The sequence below is a fragment of the Aeromonas sp. 25-AL00135 genome, from assembly GCF_054052385.1.
The window spans coordinates 114,008-131,917 of record NZ_JBSTYQ010000003.1 but is presented as its reverse complement, the minus strand read 5'-3'; the positions used below and the strand labels follow the sequence as shown (position 1 = coordinate 131,917).

16 protein-coding genes are annotated in these 17,910 nt (G+C 57.6%); 4 read left to right on the top strand and 12 right to left on the bottom strand.

What is annotated here, in order from left to right:
* Positions 1-8: 8 nt before the first annotated feature.
* The 3 genes from ACW5XC_RS03465 to ACW5XC_RS03455 all read right to left on the bottom strand — a co-directional run bounded on the left by ACW5XC_RS03465 (position 9) and on the right by ACW5XC_RS03455 (position 2,708).
* Complete coding sequence (locus ACW5XC_RS03465) at positions 9-806, bottom strand: ATP-binding cassette domain-containing protein (RefSeq protein WP_456516094.1); 798 nt, start codon at positions 804-806, stop codon at positions 9-11.
* A gap of 65 nt (positions 807-871) precedes the next feature.
* Positions 872-1,879 (bottom strand): vitamin B12 ABC transporter permease BtuC, encoded by a 1,008-nt coding sequence (gene btuC / locus ACW5XC_RS03460; protein ID WP_042056519.1) that lies wholly within the window; start codon positions 1,877-1,879, stop codon positions 872-874.
* A gap of 97 nt (positions 1,880-1,976) precedes the next feature.
* A complete protein-coding gene (locus ACW5XC_RS03455; RefSeq protein ID WP_021230624.1) occupies positions 1,977-2,708 on the bottom strand; it encodes a substrate-binding periplasmic protein in 732 nt (243 codons plus the stop codon).
* Between the two features lie 112 nt (positions 2,709-2,820).
* Between ACW5XC_RS03455 and ACW5XC_RS03450 the strand changes: the two genes are divergently transcribed.
* Entirely contained in the window at positions 2,821-3,177 is a 357-nt protein-coding gene (locus ACW5XC_RS03450) for a DMT family protein (RefSeq protein WP_005337656.1), read from the top strand.
* Between the two features lie 58 nt (positions 3,178-3,235).
* Positions 3,236-4,375: a type IVa pilus ATPase TapW gene (gene tapW, locus ACW5XC_RS03445; protein ID WP_005353124.1), complete on the top strand. Its 1,140-nt coding sequence runs from the start codon at positions 3,236-3,238 to the stop codon at positions 4,373-4,375.
* Positions 4,376-4,468: 93 nt separating this feature from the next.
* On the opposite strand, the gene ACW5XC_RS03440 is transcribed toward tapW, so the two are convergent.
* Complete coding sequence (locus ACW5XC_RS03440) at positions 4,469-4,918, bottom strand: methyltransferase family protein (protein WP_042056515.1); 450 nt, start codon at positions 4,916-4,918, stop codon at positions 4,469-4,471.
* 173 nt (positions 4,919-5,091) lie between these two features.
* Here ACW5XC_RS03440 and alr point away from each other — a divergent pair, with 173 nt between their 5' ends.
* Positions 5,092-6,318 (top strand): alanine racemase, encoded by a 1,227-nt coding sequence (gene alr / locus ACW5XC_RS03435; RefSeq protein WP_042056513.1) that lies wholly within the window; start codon positions 5,092-5,094, stop codon positions 6,316-6,318.
* 64 nt (positions 6,319-6,382) lie between these two features.
* On the opposite strand, the gene ACW5XC_RS03430 is transcribed toward alr, so the two are convergent.
* The 8 genes from ACW5XC_RS03430 to ACW5XC_RS03395 all read right to left on the bottom strand — a co-directional run bounded on the left by ACW5XC_RS03430 (position 6,383) and on the right by ACW5XC_RS03395 (position 14,262).
* Positions 6,383-7,327, bottom strand: a complete 945-nt coding sequence (locus ACW5XC_RS03430) for a TerC family protein (protein WP_042056510.1) — start codon at positions 7,325-7,327, stop codon at positions 6,383-6,385.
* Between the two features lie 302 nt (positions 7,328-7,629).
* The gene (gene oppF, locus ACW5XC_RS03425; protein WP_005337666.1) at positions 7,630-8,625 is read right to left on the bottom strand and encodes a murein tripeptide/oligopeptide ABC transporter ATP binding protein OppF; all 996 of its coding nucleotides are present in this window, start codon (positions 8,623-8,625) and stop codon (positions 7,630-7,632) included.
* The gene (locus ACW5XC_RS03420; RefSeq protein ID WP_042056508.1) at positions 8,626-8,745 is read right to left on the bottom strand and encodes a hypothetical protein; all 120 of its coding nucleotides are present in this window, start codon (positions 8,743-8,745) and stop codon (positions 8,626-8,628) included.
* A complete protein-coding gene (gene oppD, locus ACW5XC_RS03415; protein WP_042056506.1) occupies positions 8,742-9,728 on the bottom strand; it encodes an ABC transporter ATP-binding protein in 987 nt (328 codons plus the stop codon). Before oppD ends, ACW5XC_RS03420 begins: the two co-directional genes overlap by 4 nt.
* A gap of 54 nt (positions 9,729-9,782) precedes the next feature.
* Entirely contained in the window at positions 9,783-10,694 is a 912-nt protein-coding gene (gene oppC / locus ACW5XC_RS03410) for an oligopeptide ABC transporter permease OppC (RefSeq protein ID WP_005337670.1), read from the bottom strand.
* A 14-nt stretch (positions 10,695-10,708) separates the two neighbouring features.
* Positions 10,709-11,629: an oligopeptide ABC transporter permease OppB gene (gene oppB, locus ACW5XC_RS03405; protein WP_005337672.1), complete on the bottom strand. Its 921-nt coding sequence runs from the start codon at positions 11,627-11,629 to the stop codon at positions 10,709-10,711.
* Between the two features lie 98 nt (positions 11,630-11,727).
* Positions 11,728-13,347, bottom strand: a complete 1,620-nt coding sequence (locus tag ACW5XC_RS03400; protein WP_005337675.1) for an ABC transporter substrate-binding protein — start codon at positions 13,345-13,347, stop codon at positions 11,728-11,730.
* A gap of 279 nt (positions 13,348-13,626) precedes the next feature.
* Positions 13,627-14,262: a YchE family NAAT transporter gene (locus tag ACW5XC_RS03395; protein ID WP_005337678.1), complete on the bottom strand. Its 636-nt coding sequence runs from the start codon at positions 14,260-14,262 to the stop codon at positions 13,627-13,629.
* Positions 14,263-15,102: 840 nt separating this feature from the next.
* Between ACW5XC_RS03395 and adhE the strand changes: the two genes are divergently transcribed.
* The gene (gene adhE / locus ACW5XC_RS03390; RefSeq protein ID WP_042056504.1) at positions 15,103-17,769 is read left to right on the top strand and encodes a bifunctional acetaldehyde-CoA/alcohol dehydrogenase; all 2,667 of its coding nucleotides are present in this window, start codon (positions 15,103-15,105) and stop codon (positions 17,767-17,769) included.
* The last annotated feature ends 141 nt before the right edge of the window (positions 17,770-17,910 follow it).

The window sequence follows — 17,910 nt, the reverse complement described above, 5'->3', positions numbered from 1 at the left end:
CACCCTACTTACAAACTGGGCATAAACCACACGCGCCCCGCAGCTTCGATGCGGTCGGTGCGGATCTGGAATACCTGTGCCAGCAGCGCCTCATCCACCAGCTCGACACCCCCTTCGCGCACCACCGCGCCCCCTTGCAGGCAGAGAATGCGGTCGGCCCAGTCGATGGCCAGATTGATATCGTGGATGGCGAGCACCACCAGCAAGCCCTGAGCGGCCAGGGTTTTCAGCAACCGCAATAGCGCCAGCTGGTGATGAAGGTCGAGCCCCGCCAGCGGCTCGTCCAGCAGCAGCACCTTGCCGGTCGGATTGAGGCTCGGCCACACCTGCAGCAAGGTGCGGGCAATCAGCACCCGCTGCTGTTCGCCCCCCGACAACCGGCTGAAGTCACGAGCCAGCAAAGCGTCCAGCTCCAATGCCTCGCACAATGCATTTATCGCCTCGTTCTGTCTGGCGGGCGCAACCGCCTCATTGAGCCCGAGGCTCAACACCTGAAACACCGGAATATGAAACAGCTGGGGCTGACGCTGGGGCAGCATGGCACGCCGTTTGGCAAGCTCGGGCCAACTCAGGTCAGTAAGCACTTCCCCCCCCAGCAGCACTGTGCCATCGGCGGGTAAAATCCCCGCCAGCGCCCCGAGCAGGGTCGACTTGCCACTGCCATTGGGGCCAAGCAGCGCCACCAACTGGCCGCCATGCCAGCAGATATCTAGGGGAGAGAGCCGTCCAGCAATGGCGAGTGCGCGCGCCTCCAGCAGCGGCGCAGCAGCACGAGAAGAAACCGGCATGGGATCAGCGGGTGACATCGGCATCTTGCCTCAACAACAGGTAAATAAGGAGACTGCGCGCCCCGACCAAATCATGCAGATATTCATGCAGCACCATCGGCAGTTTGCCTCAATAGCAGGTAGATAAAGAGCGGCGCCCCCACCGAGGCGGTGATGACGCCGATAGGCAACTCCCCCGCGCTCAGGGTGGATCGAGCAACCAAATCGGCCGCCAGCAGCAGGGCCCCGCCGCCAAGGGCCGAGGCAGGTAACAGAAAGCGCTGATCGCTGCCACCGCAGAGCCGCAGCAGATGGGGCACCACCAACCCGACAAAACCGATGACACCACACAACGACACCGCCACACCGGTCAGCAGACAGACCGCCAGCACCAGCCGCACCCGCATCTTGTCGACATCCATCCCCATCAGGCGGGCCTGAGTCTCCCCCAGCAGCAACTGTTGCAGCGCCTTGCCCTGCCAGCAGAGCCAGCCCAGGGTGAGCGGCAGCACCAGCCACCACCAGCCGAACTGCTGGCTGCCGTAAGAGAGGCTCCCCATCATCCAGAACATGAATTCACGCAAGGAGCCGTCGTCGGCAAAGTACATCAACCAGGTCATGGCGGCATTGGTAAGAATACCGATGGCGACGCCAAACAACAGCAAGCGAGCATGACCGAGACGCGCCCGGCGAGCCAGCCGAATGAGCAACATGGTCACCAGCAAGGCGCCACCGAAGGCCGCCAGCGACAGCCCCCAGCCTGGCAGATAGAAGCCAAGGGATTTGGCCACCGCCATCGCCACCATGGCGGCAAGGCCTGCCCCGCTTGAAACGCCAAGCAACCCGGGTTCGGCCACCGGATTGTGCAGCATCACCTGCAACACGGCGCCGCCACAAGCAAGGGCTGCGCCAGCCAAGAGGGCCAGCAAGGCACGGGGTAGCCGCAGCTCCAGCAGGATGCGCTGTTCGAGATCGCCAAGGGGCTGCCAGGGCAGCAGCACAAACTCGCCCCAGACGAGGGAGAAGAGAAACAGCAGCAAGGTCAGCAGCGTCAGGCCACTGAGCCAGCGCCGCTGCCAGCGCTGCTGGCGGGCGATAAGGGAGAGGTACAAGGATGATCCCCGAATAACAAGGCTTCCCCCCGGCCCTGTCGCAGCGCCGGGGGAGAAGCAGGAAAAGGGCATGATAACAGTGGCTTGCCACCCAAGGTCAAGGCTGGTAACGCTTGGCCATCACGCTTATCTCGCCGCTGGCCACCAGATTTTGCAGCGCCACCAGCAAGGGCTGGCGCAGCGACTGGTGAGGTGAGTGCTTGCTCATCCCCAGATAGAGGGTCACCGGCGTGGCGGGGCGGTAGTCCGCCTTGCCTATCCGGCTGGCATTTCCCTGACTCAGGGCATAGTCCACCTGACAGTCGGTGCCAATCATCAGCGGCAGGTGACCGCGCTGCACCATGCGCAGCAGCTGATCTTCGGTGGGTACTCCGTGCTTGTCGAGGCGGCTGTCACTGTTGAAGGGCTCAAAGTAGGCGGAGTTGAGCACATAGCCCACCTTCACCCCCTGCAGATCGCGGTATTGGTGGATCCGGGCCACATTGACCGGCTGACCATAAAACGCGGGCCAGCACTGGTAGTAGGCAGGCTGCAGATAGTCGATAAACTGCGCCCGCTCGGCGGTATAGGCGAGGCCAATCATCAGATCGACCTGACCGGTCTGCATCTGCTTGAGCGCCCTGCCCCACGGCATCCGCCGTACCTGCAACTCAATGCCGCTCGCCTGTTGCAACCGGCGCAGGATGTCCATGTCGAGCCCCTGCAACCGGCCATCCGCTTGCAGGATGCGAAATGGCGGCCACAGATCGGTGGCCACCGTCAGCGTCGGGGCCGCACGCACCGGCATGGCAAATAACAGTAACAACACTATCCCGCATAACTTGCCCATCCCGTCGCATACCTCGCACGGCTTATCCTGTTGGTTAAAAATACCCTCCCGCACCACGTATGAAAACCCGTGGTTCAGGGATAAAATGCGCCGGATTTTCAAGGAGAACCCTATGAACCCGATTTTCACCAGTATCGGTCTGCTGCTCTGCAGCAACGTCTTTATGACCTTCGCCTGGTACGCTCACCTCAAGAGCATGAACCATAAACCCTGGATCATTGCCGCCCTGGTGAGCTGGGGTATCGCCCTGTTCGAATACCTGCTGCAAGTGCCCGCCAACCGCATCGGTCACACCGTGATGAGCGTGGGCCAGCTGAAAATCCTGCAAGAAGTGATCACACTCACCGTATTCGTCCCCTTCTCTATCTTCTATCTCAAGGAAGACCTGAAATGGGACTATCTCTGGGCAGGGCTCTGCATTCTCGGTGCGGTCTTTTTTGTCTTTCGCGAGAAACTGACCGGCGCCTGAGGCTGTACACTCAATATCATCCCGCTCATGGCATCTCATTGATCGACGAGGCAAAAAAATGGAATTGCGAGACATGTTACAGATCCTGGCCAAGCAGGATGGCTCAGACCTCTATCTGTCGACCGGCGCGCCCCCCTGCGCCAAGTTTAACGGCGGCCTGCGCCCCCTCAACGAAACGCCGCTGGAGCCGGGGGAAGTGGCGCGGATCGCCGCCGAGATCATGGATGGCGAGCAGAAGCAGCAGTTCGAGAAGGATCTGGAGATGAACCTCGCCATCTCCCTGCCCCAGATCGGCCGCTTTCGGGTCAACATCTTCAAGCAGCGCAACGAAGTCTCTCTGGTGGCCCGCAACATCAAGACCGAAATCCCCCGCTTTGAAGATCTCAAACTCCCGCCAGTGCTGCTCGACACCATCATGGAGAAACGCGGTCTGGTACTGTTTGTCGGCGGTACCGGCTCGGGCAAATCCACTTCGCTGGCGGCGCTTATCGACCATCGTAACCGCAACAGCGGCGGCCACATCATCACCATCGAAGATCCGGTAGAGTTCGTTCATCGCCACCGCAAGAGCATCATCAACCAGCGGGAGGTTGGCGTGGATACCCGTAGCTTCCACGCTGCCCTGAAAAACACCCTGCGTCAGGCGCCGGATGTCATTCTTATCGGCGAGATCCGCGATCGCGAGACCATGGAACATGCGCTGGCCTTCTCCGAAACCGGCCACCTTGCCATCTCCACCCTGCACGCCAACAACGCCAACCAGGCGCTGGATCGCATCATCAACTTCTTCCCCGAGGAGCGTCGCCCCCAGCTGCTCAACGATCTGGGCAACAACCTCAAGGCTTTTGTCTCCCAACGGCTGGTGAAAACCACCGATGGCGGTCGCCGGGCCGCAGTGGAGATCATGCTTGGCACCCACACCATCCGCGACATGATCAAGCGCGGCGAATTTGGTGGTCTCAAAGAGGTGATGGAGAAATCCAAGGCCCTCGGCATGGTCACCTTCGACAGTGCCTTGTTTGATCTGGTGGTGGAAGGGGTAATTGAGGAAGAAGAGGCGGTGAAGAACGCCGACTCGGCCAACAACCTGCGCCTCAAGATCAAGCTGTGGAAGGAGAAGGGGCAGATTGCCAGCAGCAGCGATGCCACCGGCTGGAGCCTCGAACCCACCAAGGACGAGAAGGGCGATTTTTTCTAACTAGCCCCTCGAGAACCCCAGGCCCGTCCGGGGTTCTCTTTATCCAGCACGGCTGACCCGACTTATCCCTCAGCTCACGCAGATCACAGCCAGTCAGCACCAACGGCGAACGCGCTGGCAATACGCCACATACTCGTCGCCAAAACGGGCACGCAGCAGCCGCTCCTCCGGCATGATCTGGAAGCGGGTCAGCCAGGCCACCAGCACGATTGGCCCAACCCAGACCCAACTTCCCCCCAGATAACAGCCCCAGGCGACCAGCCAGCAGAGCAGTCCCAGATACATGGGATTGCGACTGACACGATAGACGCCACAGGTCACCAGACGACTGGTGTGCTGAGGTTTGGTGGGGCTGACCGTGGTCTGGTGGTGACGAAACCGTTGCAGGGCACCAAAGCCCATGATGGCCCCCGCCACGACCAGCACAGCCATCAGAGCCATTGCCCAGATGCCGGGCTGACTCTCCCCTCTTAGCCACCACATGGCCCCGGCACAGAGCAGAAAGATCAGCGGTGGTGGCAAACGTAACTCAAGATTGACCATTTTCTTCCCCTGACGAGTGTCGGCCGAACCCGTGTTGCGGTAGACTCCCAACCAGTCAGCGCCTGTTGAGAGTGACAAAGATCATAATAATAACAACAAGTTGTGGTTAAACCACCACCAATGTGGCCGACCCCGTCCAAACTATCCAACGCGAACAACAAAAAGGAATCACCATGCACAAGAAAACTCTGCTGGCTACCCTGATCTTCGGCCTGCTCGCGGGCCAAGCCGTTGCGGCTCCCTATCTGCCCCTTGCGACGGATCATCGCAACGGCCAGGAGCAAACCGCCAGCAACGCCTGGTTGGAAGTGGATCTGGGCGCCTTTGAACACAATATCCAGACCCTCAAGGATCGCCTCGGCGACAAGGGCCCGCAGATCTGCGCCATCATGAAGGCCGACGCTTATGGTCATGGCATCGATCTGCTGGTCCCCTCCGTGGTCAAGGCCAATATCCCCTGCATCGGCATCGCCAGCAACGAAGAGGCGCGCGTCGCCCGCGAGAAGGGCTTTACCGGCCGTCTGATGCGGGTGCGTGCTGCCACCCCGGATGAAGTAGAGCAGGCCCTGCCCTACAAGATGGAGGAGCTGATCGGCAGTCTGGTGAGTGCCCAGGGTATCGCCGATATCGCCCAGCGCCACCACACCACCATTCCGGTGCATATTGCACTCAACTCCGCCGGCATGAGCCGCAACGGCATCGACCTGCGTCTGGCCGATGCCAAGCAGGATGCGCTGGCCATGCTCAAGCTCAAGGGGATCACCCCGGTCGGCATCATGACCCACTTCCCGGTGGAGGAGAAAGAGGACGTCAAGATGGGACTGGCCCAGTTCAAACTGGACTCCCAGTGGCTGCTGGAAGCGGGCAAGCTGGATCGCAGCAAGATCACCATCCACGCCGCCAACTCCTTCGCCACCCTGGCCGTGCCGGACGCCTACTTCGACATGGTGCGCCCGGGCGGCCTGCTCTACGGCGACTCCATCCCCTCCCATACCGAATACAAGCGGGTGATGGCATTCAAAACCCAGGTCGCCTCGGTCAACCACTATGCCGCGGGCAACACCGTCGGTTATGACCGCACCTTCACTCTCAAGCGTGACTCCTGGCTCGCCAACCTGCCGCTGGGCTACTCCGATGGCTATCGCCGCGCCCTCAGCAACAAGGCCTATGTGCTGATCCAGGGTCAGAAGGTGCCGGTGGTCGGCAAGACCTCCATGAACACCATCATGGTGGATGTGACTGATCTGAAAGGGGTGAAACCCGGCGACGAGGTGGTGCTGTTTGGCCGTCAGGGTGAAGCCGAAGTGAAACAGGCGGATCTGGAGGAGTACAACGGCGCCCTGCTGGCGGACATGTACACCATCTGGGGCTACACCAACCCCAAGAAGATCAAACGCTGATCACGCGATATGAAAAAGGGCTCCCGCGGGAGCCCTTGTTGTTTGGTATTAAATAATGTTGCGTTTAAGCGGCCTTTTTACGGGTCACAAACAGACTCAGCCCCATGGATGCCAGCAGGATCAACGCGACTACGCCCAGTGCTATGCCGGTCGGGATCTTGAAGATATCCAGCAGCAGCATCTTGACTCCGATAAACATCAGGATCAGCGCCAGACCGTATTTGAGCAGGGCGAAGCGATCAGCCACACCGGCCAGCAGGAAGTACATGGCACGCAGACCCATGATGGCGAAGATGTTGGAGGTCAGCACGATGAAGGGATCCGTGGTCACCGCGAAGATGGCCGGGATACTGTCCACCGCGAAGATGAGGTCGCTCACCTCCACCAGCACCAGAATGAGCAGCAGCGGGGTGGCATAGCGCACACCGTCACGCCAGACGAAGAACTTCTCCCCTTCCAGGGTCTCGGTCACCTTGAAGCGACGGCGCATCCAGCCCAGCAGCGGGTTGTTGGCGAGATCAGGCTCCTTGTCGGCCGCCCACAGCATTTTGGCACCGGTCAGCAGCAGGAAAGCGCCGAACAGATAGAGGATCCAGTGGAACTGCTCGATGAGCCAGCTGCCCGCGAACACCATACCGGCACGCATCACGATGGCCCCCAGCACCCCGTAGAGCAGCACCCGGCGCTGCAGCTCGGCCGGAATGGCAAAGTAGCCGAACAGCATCAGCCAGACGAAGACGTTGTCCACTGCCAGCGCTTTCTCGATGAGGTAGCCGGTGAGGAACTCCAGTCCCTTCTGGTTGGCGCTTTCACGGCCCGCGCTGTGATCCAGCCAGAGCCAGATAGCCAGGTTGAAGAGCAGGGCCACGCTGACCCAGATGAGAGACCAGACACCCGCCTCTTTGAGGGACACCTTGTGTGACTTGCCGCCACCGACAAAGCGTATGTCTATCCATAACAGGACCAGCACTATGCTGAAGAAACCGGTCCACATCCACCATTCACCCATGTTCACTTCTCCCAAAAACGACAAAACCCACGACCGAGAGGCGTGGGTTTGCGTTTGGAGCAGATACACCTTGCCTCTCGGCAAGGTCTCACTTACAGCTGATTTGCATCGACTGCCCGGCTGCCGGGTGCACTGCAGGAAATGGGTGCACCGTAATGACGACAAACCGGCGAGAAGTTACTCCCCTTGTTGCGCGGATAGTAGCAGCGGTAAAAGATAACGCCAAGAGGCATCTTCACTACCGCCAGAAATAAATCGGGGCCCCATCAAGGAGCCCCGCAAACAGGTTCAACACATCCCCATCAGAGCGGGTCGACCTTGAGGCAGGAGACCGCGTGATCGAAGTTGCCCTCCAGCACAGGGCGGGTCTTGGCGCACTCGGGGCCAGCCACCGGGCAGCGGGTGCGGAACACGCAGCCTGACGGAGGATTCATCGGTGAGGGCAAATCCCCCTCCAGGATCTGGATCACCTTGTTGCGCTCCAGCTCAGGGTCCGGGATTGGCACCGCTGACATCAGCGCCTTGGTGTAAGGATGCAGCGGGTTGGCGAAGATCTCCTTGCGGGTCCCCAGCTCGACGGCGTTGCCCAGATACATCACCAGCACCCGATCGGAGATATGCTTGACCACCGACAGGTCGTGGGCGATGAAGATAAGCGACAGCCCCATCTCCTTTTGCAGGGATTTGAGCAGGTTGACCACCTGCGCCTGAATGGATACGTCAAGCGCCGAGACCGGCTCGTCACAGATGATCATCTTGGGCTCGAGGATCAGTGCCCGGGCAATCCCGATCCGCTGGCACTGACCGCCGGAGAACTCGTGCGGGTAGCGGTTGACCAGGTTGGGCAACAGCCCCACCTTGCTCATCATGGCACGCACCTTCTCCTTCACCTCTTCCCGTGGCAGGTTGGGGTAGAAGGTGATGAGCGGCTCGGCAATGATGTCGCCGATGGTCATGCGCGGGTTCAGGGAGGCCAGCGGGTCCTGGAAGATCATCTGGATCTCTTTGCGCTTCTCGCGCAGGGCATTCTGATCGAGCTTGGTGAGATCGTCACCCAGCCACACCACCTTGCCATCGGTGGCCGGTACCAGACCGATGATGGCGCGGGCAAAGGTGGACTTGCCGCAGCCGGATTCCCCCACAACACCAAGAGTTTCACCCTCATAGAGACGCAAGGTCACGCCATCGACCGCCTTGAGATCAGACGGCTTGGCCCAGGGCCACGCCTTGCCACTCTTGATACTGAAGTGAACCTTGAGGTCAGACACTTCCAACAGCAATTTTTTGTCGGCACCCATTTAGTTGGCCCCCTTGTTGATGGCATCCGAAACCCAGTGCCAGTGGCAAAACCGCTCCCGACCGTCGTTGAACGGCTTCAGAGGCATGGATGATTGCTGGCCGCAGTTAACAGCATTCATACACTTACCTCCTTGGCGTTGATGGCATCAGATATCCAGTGACAAGCACGCTCCCGACCGTCGTTGAACGGAGTCAGGATCGGTGACTGCTGGCCGCAAATCTCGCTGACCCTGTGGCAACGCTCCTGGAAGGGGCAGCCGGTGGGCAGACGCAGCAGGTTGGGCGGATTGCCCGGGATGGTGGGCAGCACTTCCCCTTCGGTATCGAGACGAGGAATGGCGCGCAGCAAGCCTTCGGTGTAGGGGTGGCTCGGACGATAGAAGATATCGTCTACCTTGCCGTACTCCATGGTACGACCGGCATACATCACCAGCACCTTGTTGCAGATACCAGCGACCACGCCAAGGTCATGGGTGATCATGATGATGGCAGTGTTGAACTCGCGCTTGAGCTCGTTCATCAGAGTCATGATCTGGGCCTGTACGGTCACGTCGAGTGCGGTAGTCGGTTCGTCAGCGATCAGCAGTTGCGGCCGGCAGAGCAGTGCCATGGCGATCATCACCCGCTGACGCATGCCGCCGGAGAACTCGTGGGGATACATGCCCATCCGCTTGCGTGCTTCGGGAATTTTCACCGCATCGAGCATCCGTACCGACTCTTCGAACGCTTCCGCCTTGCTGACGCCCTTATGCAACATCAGCACTTCCATCAGCTGATCCTGCACCTTCATGTAGGGGTTGAGCGAGGTCATGGGGTCCTGGAAGATCATGGCGATCTTCTCGGAGCGGATCTTGTTGAGCTTGGACTCCGGCAGGTTGAGGATCTCCTCCCCCTGAAACTTGGCGGAGCCCGTAATAATGCCGTTTTTGGCCAGCAGCCCCATGATGGCAAAGGCCGTCTGGGATTTGCCGGAGCCGGACTCGCCGACGATCCCCAGGGTTTCCCCCGCAGAGAGAGAAAAGTTGAGGTCGTTGACCGCCACCACATTGCCGTCCGGGGTCTTGAACTCGACCCGCAGATCTTTCACATCCAGTAACTTCATATAAAAACTCCTTATCGATCTTTCGTGATGCTTTCCTGTCGATCCGATGCTCGATTAACGATCTTTCGGATCGAGGGCATCACGCAGACCATCCCCGAGGAAGTTGAAGCAAAACAGGGTCACCACCATAAAGCAGGCGGGGAACAGCAGTTGCCAGATGGCCACTTCCATCGACTTGGAGCCTTCATCCAGCAGGGCACCCCAGCTGGTCATCGGTTCCTGAACCCCAAGGCCCAGGAAACTCAGGAAGGATTCAAACATGATCATCCCCGGCACCAGCAAGGTGGCGTAGACGGCCACGATACCGAGTACGTTCGGCACGATATGGCGGGTAATGATCTTCCACTTGGAGACGCCACAGACGTGGGCTGCCTCGATAAACTCCTTGCTCTTGAGGCTGAGAGTCTGGCCGCGCACGATCCGCGCCATGTCAAGCCAGCTCACCGCCCCGATGGCGATAAAGATGAGTGCCAGATTGCGGCCAAAGAAGGTGACCAGCATGATGACAAAGAACATGAAGGGGAAGGCGTTGAGGATCTCCAGTACCCGCATCATCAGGCTGTCGACCCGCCCGCCGATAAAGCCGGAGGCCGCGCCATACAGGGTGCCGATGATGACCGCCACCATGGCGCCCATGATGCCGACCATCAGGGAGATGCGACCGCCCAGCAGGGTGCGCACGAACAGATCGCGCCCCAGACTGTCGGTACCGAAGTAGTGACCCGCTTCCATATCCGGCGGCGACTGCATGGCGCCCCAGTCCGGATCGTCAAAGGTGTATTGGGACAAATGGGGGCCAAAGATGACCGCCAGACCGATGATGGTCAGAATGATCAGGCTGGTCAGGGCCGCCTTGTTGCGCAGGAAACGGCGACGGGCATCCTTCCACAGGGAGCGCCCCTCCACCACTTCCACTTTTTGCGCGAACGCCTCGACGGCATCGCGTTTTTCAGTTGAAACAACCATGATGAACTCCCGAATTAGTAACGGATCTTGGGATCGATAAAGGCGTAGAGAATATCGACCACAGCGTTAAAGGTGATGGTGAGGGCGCCGACCAGAATGGTCAGACCGAGCACCATGGAGTAATCACGGTTAAGGGCACCGTTGACGAACAGCTGACCGATCCCCGGCAGGCCGAAGATGGTCTCGATCACCACGGAACCTGTGATGATGCCGACAAAGGCCGGGCCCAGATAAGAGACCACCGGCAGCATGGCCGGACGCAGCGCGTGTTTCAGGATGATATGGCGCAGCGGCAAGCCCTTGGCACGGGCGGTACGGATGAAGTTGGAGTTCATGGTCTCGATCATGCTGCCCCGCATGATCCGCGAGATGGCAGAGATGTAGTACATCATCATGCCGAACACCGGCAGCACCATAAACTGGATGCCACCACCCTGCCAGCCACCGGCAGGGAACCAACCCAGATGAATACTGAAAAACAGCACCAGCAAGGGCGCCAGCACAAAGCCCGGGATCACCACCCCGGCCATGGCCGACGACATCAGTAGATAGTCGATGATGGTGTTCTGTTTCAGTGCCGCTATGGTGCCGAAGGTGACCCCCAGCAGCACGGCGAAGAAGAAGGCCGTGGTCCCGATCTTGGCGGAAACAGGCAGCGCCTGACTCACCAGATCATTGACGGTGAAATCTTTGTATTTGAAAGAGGGGCCCAAATCACCCTGCACCAGGTTGCCCAGGTAGGTGAGATATTGCATGCCAATGGGTTTGTCGAGCCCGTATTTGGCCTCGATGTTGGCGATGACTTCGGGGGGCAGTGAACGCTCGCTGGTAAAGGGGTTACCCGGGGCGAAACGCATCATGAAGAAAGAGACGGTGATCAAGACCAGCAGAGTCGGGATCGCTTCCAATAGCCGTTTAAAAATGAATTTCAACATAGACATTTCCTGTCCTGTACTGCTTCCAAATGGTCGCGGTTGTAATAAAGGCCCGCCGTCCGGCGGGCCCTGCTTGTTATGCGACTTGTTGCTTTAAATCAGTGAGCAATGATGTACATATCTTTGCTGTAGAGGTTATCCAGCGGGTTGGCCGGATAGCCGCCGACATAGGGTTTGACCATACGGGCAGTCACGTACTGGTAGATGGGGGCGATCGGCATGTCCTTGGCCAGGATCTCTTCAGCCTGGACGTAGAGCTTGTTGCGGGCCGCCACATCAACCTGATCACGGGATGAATCCATCAGCTTGTCGAACTCCGGATTGGAGTACTTGCCGTCGTTGTTGCCGTGGGTGGTCTGCATCAGATCCAGCATGGAAGAGGCTTCGTTGTAGTCGGCGATCCAGCCGGCACGACCTACATCAAACTGACCCTGTTTCTTGGTTTCCAGGTAAGTTTTCCACTCCTGGTTGACCAGGCTCACCTGCACCCCCAGCTTCTTCCACATGGAGGCCACGGCCACAGCCACTTTCTTGTGGTTGTCATCGGTGTTATAGAGCAGCTCGAACTTCAGCGGCTTGCTGGCATCGAAACCGGCCTCTTGCAGCAGCGCCTTGGCCTTGGCATCACGCTCGGCCTGGGTCATCTTCGACCACTCGGGCGCTACCGGCTTGAAGCCATCGACGAAGTCCGGCACCAGGGTGTAACCGGGCGTCTGACCCTGCCCCATCACCTTGTCGGCGATCACGTCGCGATCGATGGCATAGGAGAGCGCAGTACGGACGCGCACATCGTCAAACGGCTTCTTCTTGACGTTGTACTGGTAGTAGTAAGTACCAACATAGCCGGTCACTTTCAGCTCGTCCGGCTTCTCTTTCTTCATCTGCTTGAAGCGCTCGATGGGCATCTGATAGGTGATGTCCACTTCGCCCGCCAGATAGCGGCTCAGGTCAGCGTTGGTAGACTGGATGGGCAGATAGACCACCTTGTTGATGACGGTCTTGCCATCGTTCCAGTAGTGCTTGTTGCGCTCCACTTCGACGCGCTCGTTCACCACCCAGTTCTTCAGGGTATAGGCACCGTTGGATACCATATTTTCCGGCTGGGTCCACTTGTCACCGAACTTCTCGATCACCTTCTTCGGTACCGGATAGGTGGTGGTGTGAGAGAGCATGCTGACGAAGTAAGGGATCGCTTTCTCAAGCTGCACTTCGAAGGTGTAGTCGTCGGTCGCCTTCACGCCCAGCGTATCAGCCGGCTTTTTACCTGCGATGATCTCGGAGGCATTGGCAATGGTCGGGATCTCCAGATACCAGGAGTAAGGAGAGGCGGTTTTCGGATCAACGGCACGCTGGAAAGCAAAAACGAAATCGTGGGCAGTGACCGGGTCACCGTTGGACCACTTGGCATCTTTGCGCAGGTGGAAGACGTAGTGCTTGTTATCCTTGGTTTCCCAGGATTCAGCCACAGCCGGGAGAATTTCCCCTTTCGGGCCGGATGCAACGAGACCTTCGAACAGGTCGCGCAGGATATTGGATTCGACCGTTCCTTCGGTCTTGTGCGGGTCAAGGGTCGCAGGCTCGGAGCCGTTGCCTTTTACCAGTTGCTGGACTTCAGCCAGCTTGGTTCCCGCCGGAACATCGGCAGCCTGAGCCACATTGACGCCACCAAACAGTGCAGCCACCAGCAATGTGTTAATCATTGTTTTTTTATGAGTCATTTCCCTACTCCAACAAGAACATTCCATGCATTTTTTAAAGTGACGGGGTTAAAACCCGCTCCCAGCATAATTCCCTGCCAATTCCGATAATGCAACAGATATTGTCAGGGTAATCGTCATTTTCTGGTCAAAAAATCAGCTAACATGCGCTTTTTCAGTATTAAAACACCGGCAAAGCGCTCATTTTTCACACAAACGACCGATTCTAGAAAAGACAGGGCAAAAAGCAACCAATAAAAAGCCGGTCACGAGGACCGGCTTTCATAAAGCGGAGCTGGCTCACATCAAACTGGGGAAAACCCCCTTGATACCGGCCACCATGATCTCGATACCCAGCGACATCATGATAAGACCCATGATACGGGTCACCACGTTGATGCCGGTGTTGCCCATGATCTTGAACAGCAGCGGCGCGGCGCGGAAGATGAGCCAGGAGCAGAAGGAGAAGACCACGACAACCACTGACATGCCGAGCAGCTGCTGCCAGTGGCTCTGGCTGGCATAGACAATCACCGAGGAGATGGCACCTGGGCCCGCCATCAGCGGCAGCGCCAGCGGTACCACGGCGATAGACTCGCGCACCGCCAGTTCGCCCTTTTCCTGTTTGTTGTGCTTTACCTCGCCCAGCTTGCCCTGCAGCATCGACCAGGCAATCAGGGTAATCAGCGACCCACCGGCGATCCGGAACGATGCCAGCGAGATGCCAAACCCATCGAGGATCAGCTGCCCCATATACATGGAGACCAGCAGGATCACCATCACCGCGATATTGGCGGTGGTATTGGTTTTCATCCGCTCGGCCTGGGTATGGTGGCTGGTCAGGCTGACAAACACCGGCAACAAACCAAGCGGATTGATAATTGCGAACAAACCGACAAAAAACTTCAGATACAACGAGACGTCAATTGCTGCCATAGGCGCCTTCCAATAGAGTTTCGGGCCCAGCGGGCCAGTCCATTAATTTCGTGCGTAAATTTACATCATAGCCAGAGTGGGTACCAATCAAATAATCTCACCATTTTGAGGGTTTTTTAGTTAGTTCATCTAATGCATCCGCGCTAACTGGCATAAACCGATGCCAAAAGCCCTTTCTACCGCCCGACACGCGCCAGAAAAGTGAGCGCAAGCCTGCTTAATCATGACCAGAGAGTCCGACGATGACTGACCGAATGACCAAGCGACTCGAGAGAATCCAAGCTTTGCCTTCCTACTATTTCAGGCCAGACATCACTTCATTGACTCGGCAAGAGAGCCACAATGCAAAAACCGGGAAAGCGGGCAGAAATGGCCCCCTCGGGGAATAAAGCGGATTAGTCATGGATTAAAACAACAATCATTTTTGCAACAAACGCTGGAATAAAGTGCGTTTGTCGGTGATTTTGAAACCGATTCACTCATATTTACTAACCTATACCGCCAAAATAGCTCTGCAATCCTATGTTCGATTGCAATTAACCACTTGATAAATGTGGTTTATTACCCTGCGTTAACAAGCCTCTCACCTTTCCCTTTGATGCACATTCCGATAACATCAGTCAAACAAGGATTGTGAAATAAAATTTCTTTTGTTCTTTTGTTACACATGATCCAGATCAAGTTTTTCTGAGTCAGCCCCGCTCTATAATCGACTCAGAAAGCGATTTAGTAAGGCATGTGAAAAAGCTGTTGCAACAATACCGTCTTGACAGGGCGACTATAATTGCCGGGCATTGCCAACGTCTTACTAAACAGTTTTCAAATAATCAGGAGATAAACATGGCAGTAACCAATTTGGCTGAACTGGATGCACTGGTCGCCCGCGTTAAGGAAGCCCAGCGTGAATTCGCCAGCTTCTCTCAAGAGCAGGTAGACAAGATCTTCCGTGCCGCCGCCCTGGCCGCCAACAACGCCCGTATCCCCCTGGCCCAGATGGCCGTGGAAGAATCCGGTATGGGTATCATCGAAGACAAGGTTATCAAGAACCACTTCGCCTCCGAATACATCTACAACAAGTACAAAGACGAGAAGACCTGCGGCATTCTGAGCGAAGATGATCAGATGGGTACCATCACCATCGCCGAGCCGGTAGGTATCATCTGTGGTATCGTTCCGACCACCAACCCGACCTCCACTGCGATCTTCAAATCCATGATCGCGCTCAAGACCCGCAACGCCATCATCTTCTCCCCGCACCCCCGCGCCAAGAACTCCACCAATACCGCTGCCAAGCTGGTACTGGATGCAGCTGTTGCCGCCGGTGCACCGAAAGACATCATCGGCTGGATCGACCAACCGTCTGTTGAGCTCTCCAACGCCCTGATGAAGCACGAAGACATCAACCTGATCCTGGCCACCGGTGGCCCGGGTATGGTCAAAGCAGCCTACTCCTCCGGTAAGCCTGCTATCGGTGTGGGTGCCGGTAACGTACCTATCGTTATCGACGAAACCGCCGATGTGAAGCGTGCCGTTGCCTCCATCCTGATGTCCAAGACTTTCGATAACGGCGTGGTCTGTGCTTCCGAGCAGGCAGTCATCGTTGTTGATGCCATCTACGACCAGGTTAAAGAGCGCTTTGCATCCCACAAGGGCCACGTGCTCTCCAAAGAAGATGCTGACAAGGTACGTAAAGTCATCCTGATCAACGGTGCCCTGAACGCCAACATCGTTGGCCAGCCAGCCACCAAGATTGCCGAGATGGCAGGCGTGACTGTACCGGCTGATACCAAGATCCTGATCGGTGAAGGCGTCAAGCTGTGTGCAGAAGATGAGTTTGCTCACGAGAAATTGTCCCCGCTGCTCGGTATGTTCCGTGCAAGCAGCTTCGAAAACGCCGTTGATATGGCCTGTGACATGGTCAACATCGGTGGTATCGGCCACACCTCAGGTCTGTACACCGACCAGGACCGCAACGCTGACCGCATCAAGTACTTCGGCGATAAGATGAAGACCGCGCGTATCCTGATCAACACTCCGTCTACCCAAGGCGGTATCGGTGACCTGTACAACTTCGCAATGGCTCCGTCCCTGACCCTGGGTTGCGGCTCCTGGAGCGGTAACTCCATCTCCGAAAACGTGGGTCCGAAGCACCTGATCAACAAGAAGACAGTCGCAAAACGGGCAGAAAACATGCTGTGGCACAAACTTCCGAAATCCATCTACTTCCGTCGTGGTTCCCTGCCGATCGCTCTGAGCGACCTGGAAGGTAAAAAGCGTGCCATGGTCGTAACTGACCGCTTCCTGTTCAACAACGGCTACGCCGATGAACTGGTCAGCCTGCTGAAAGCACAGAATATGGAAGTGGAAGTATTCTACGAAGTAGAAGCTGACCCGACCTTGGCTGTGGTTCGCAAGGGTGCCGAGATGGCCAACTCCTTCAAACCGGACGTTATCCTGGCGCTGGGCGGTGGTTCACCGATGGATGCAGCCAAGATCATGTGGGTGATGTACGAACACCCGAACACTGCGTTCGAAGATCTGGCCATGCGCTTCATGGATATCCGCAAGCGTATCTACAAGTTCCCGAAAATGGGCGTGAAGGCTGAACTGGTCTGTATCACCACCACTTCCGGTACCGGCTCTGAAGTCACTCCGTTTGCAGTAGTAACCGATGAAGTGTCTGGTCAGAAGTATCCGCTGGCTGACTACGAGCTGACCCCGAACATGGCCATCGTTGATGCCAACCTGGTCATGGGCATGCCGAAGTCCCTGTGTGCCTTCGGTGGTATCGATGCCGTGACTCACGCCATGGAAGCCTATGTTTCCGTACTGGCTAACGAGTACTCCGACGGCCAGGCGCTGCAAGCCCTGAAAATGCTGAAAGAGTACCTGCCGTCCAGCTACCAGAACGGTGCCAACGACCCGATCGCTCGTGAGAAGGTGCACAATGCTGCCACCATCGCCGGTATCGCGTTCGCCAACGCCTTCCTGGGTGTGTGCCACTCCATGGCTCACAAACTGGGTGCCGAGTTCCACATTCCGCACGGTCTGGCTAACGCCCTGCTGATCAGCAACGTCATCCGCTACAACGCGAACGACAACCCGACCAAGCAGACTGCGTTCTCCCAGTACGACCGCCCGCAGGCTCGTCGTCGTTACGCCGAAGTCGCTGACCACCTGGGTCTGACTGCTGCCGGTGACCGCACTGCGGCCAAGATCGAGAAGCTGCTGACCTGGCTGGACGAGCTGAAGGCTACCCTGGGTATCCCGGCCTCCATCCGCGAAGCTGGCGTTGCCGAGGCTGACTTCCTGGCCAAGGTTGACCAGCTGTCCATCGAAGCCTTCGATGACCAGTGCACCGGCGCCAACCCGCGCTACCCGCTGATCAGCGAGCTGAAGCAGGTTCTGCTGGACTCCTACTACGGTCGTCCGTTCACCGAAGCCGCTCCGGTAACTGCTGCCCCGGTTGAAGCCAAGGTTGAAGGCAAGAAGAAATCCAAGGCCTGATAACCAGTCCTGAGATAACAAGCCCGCGCACTGCGCGGGCTTTTTTTATCTGCTACTAATCACAGCCATCATCTCCCTGACGATTGCGCAAGTGCAGCCCCTAACTTCCCAACCAACCAGCGTGCCCTAGCCAATCCGTTA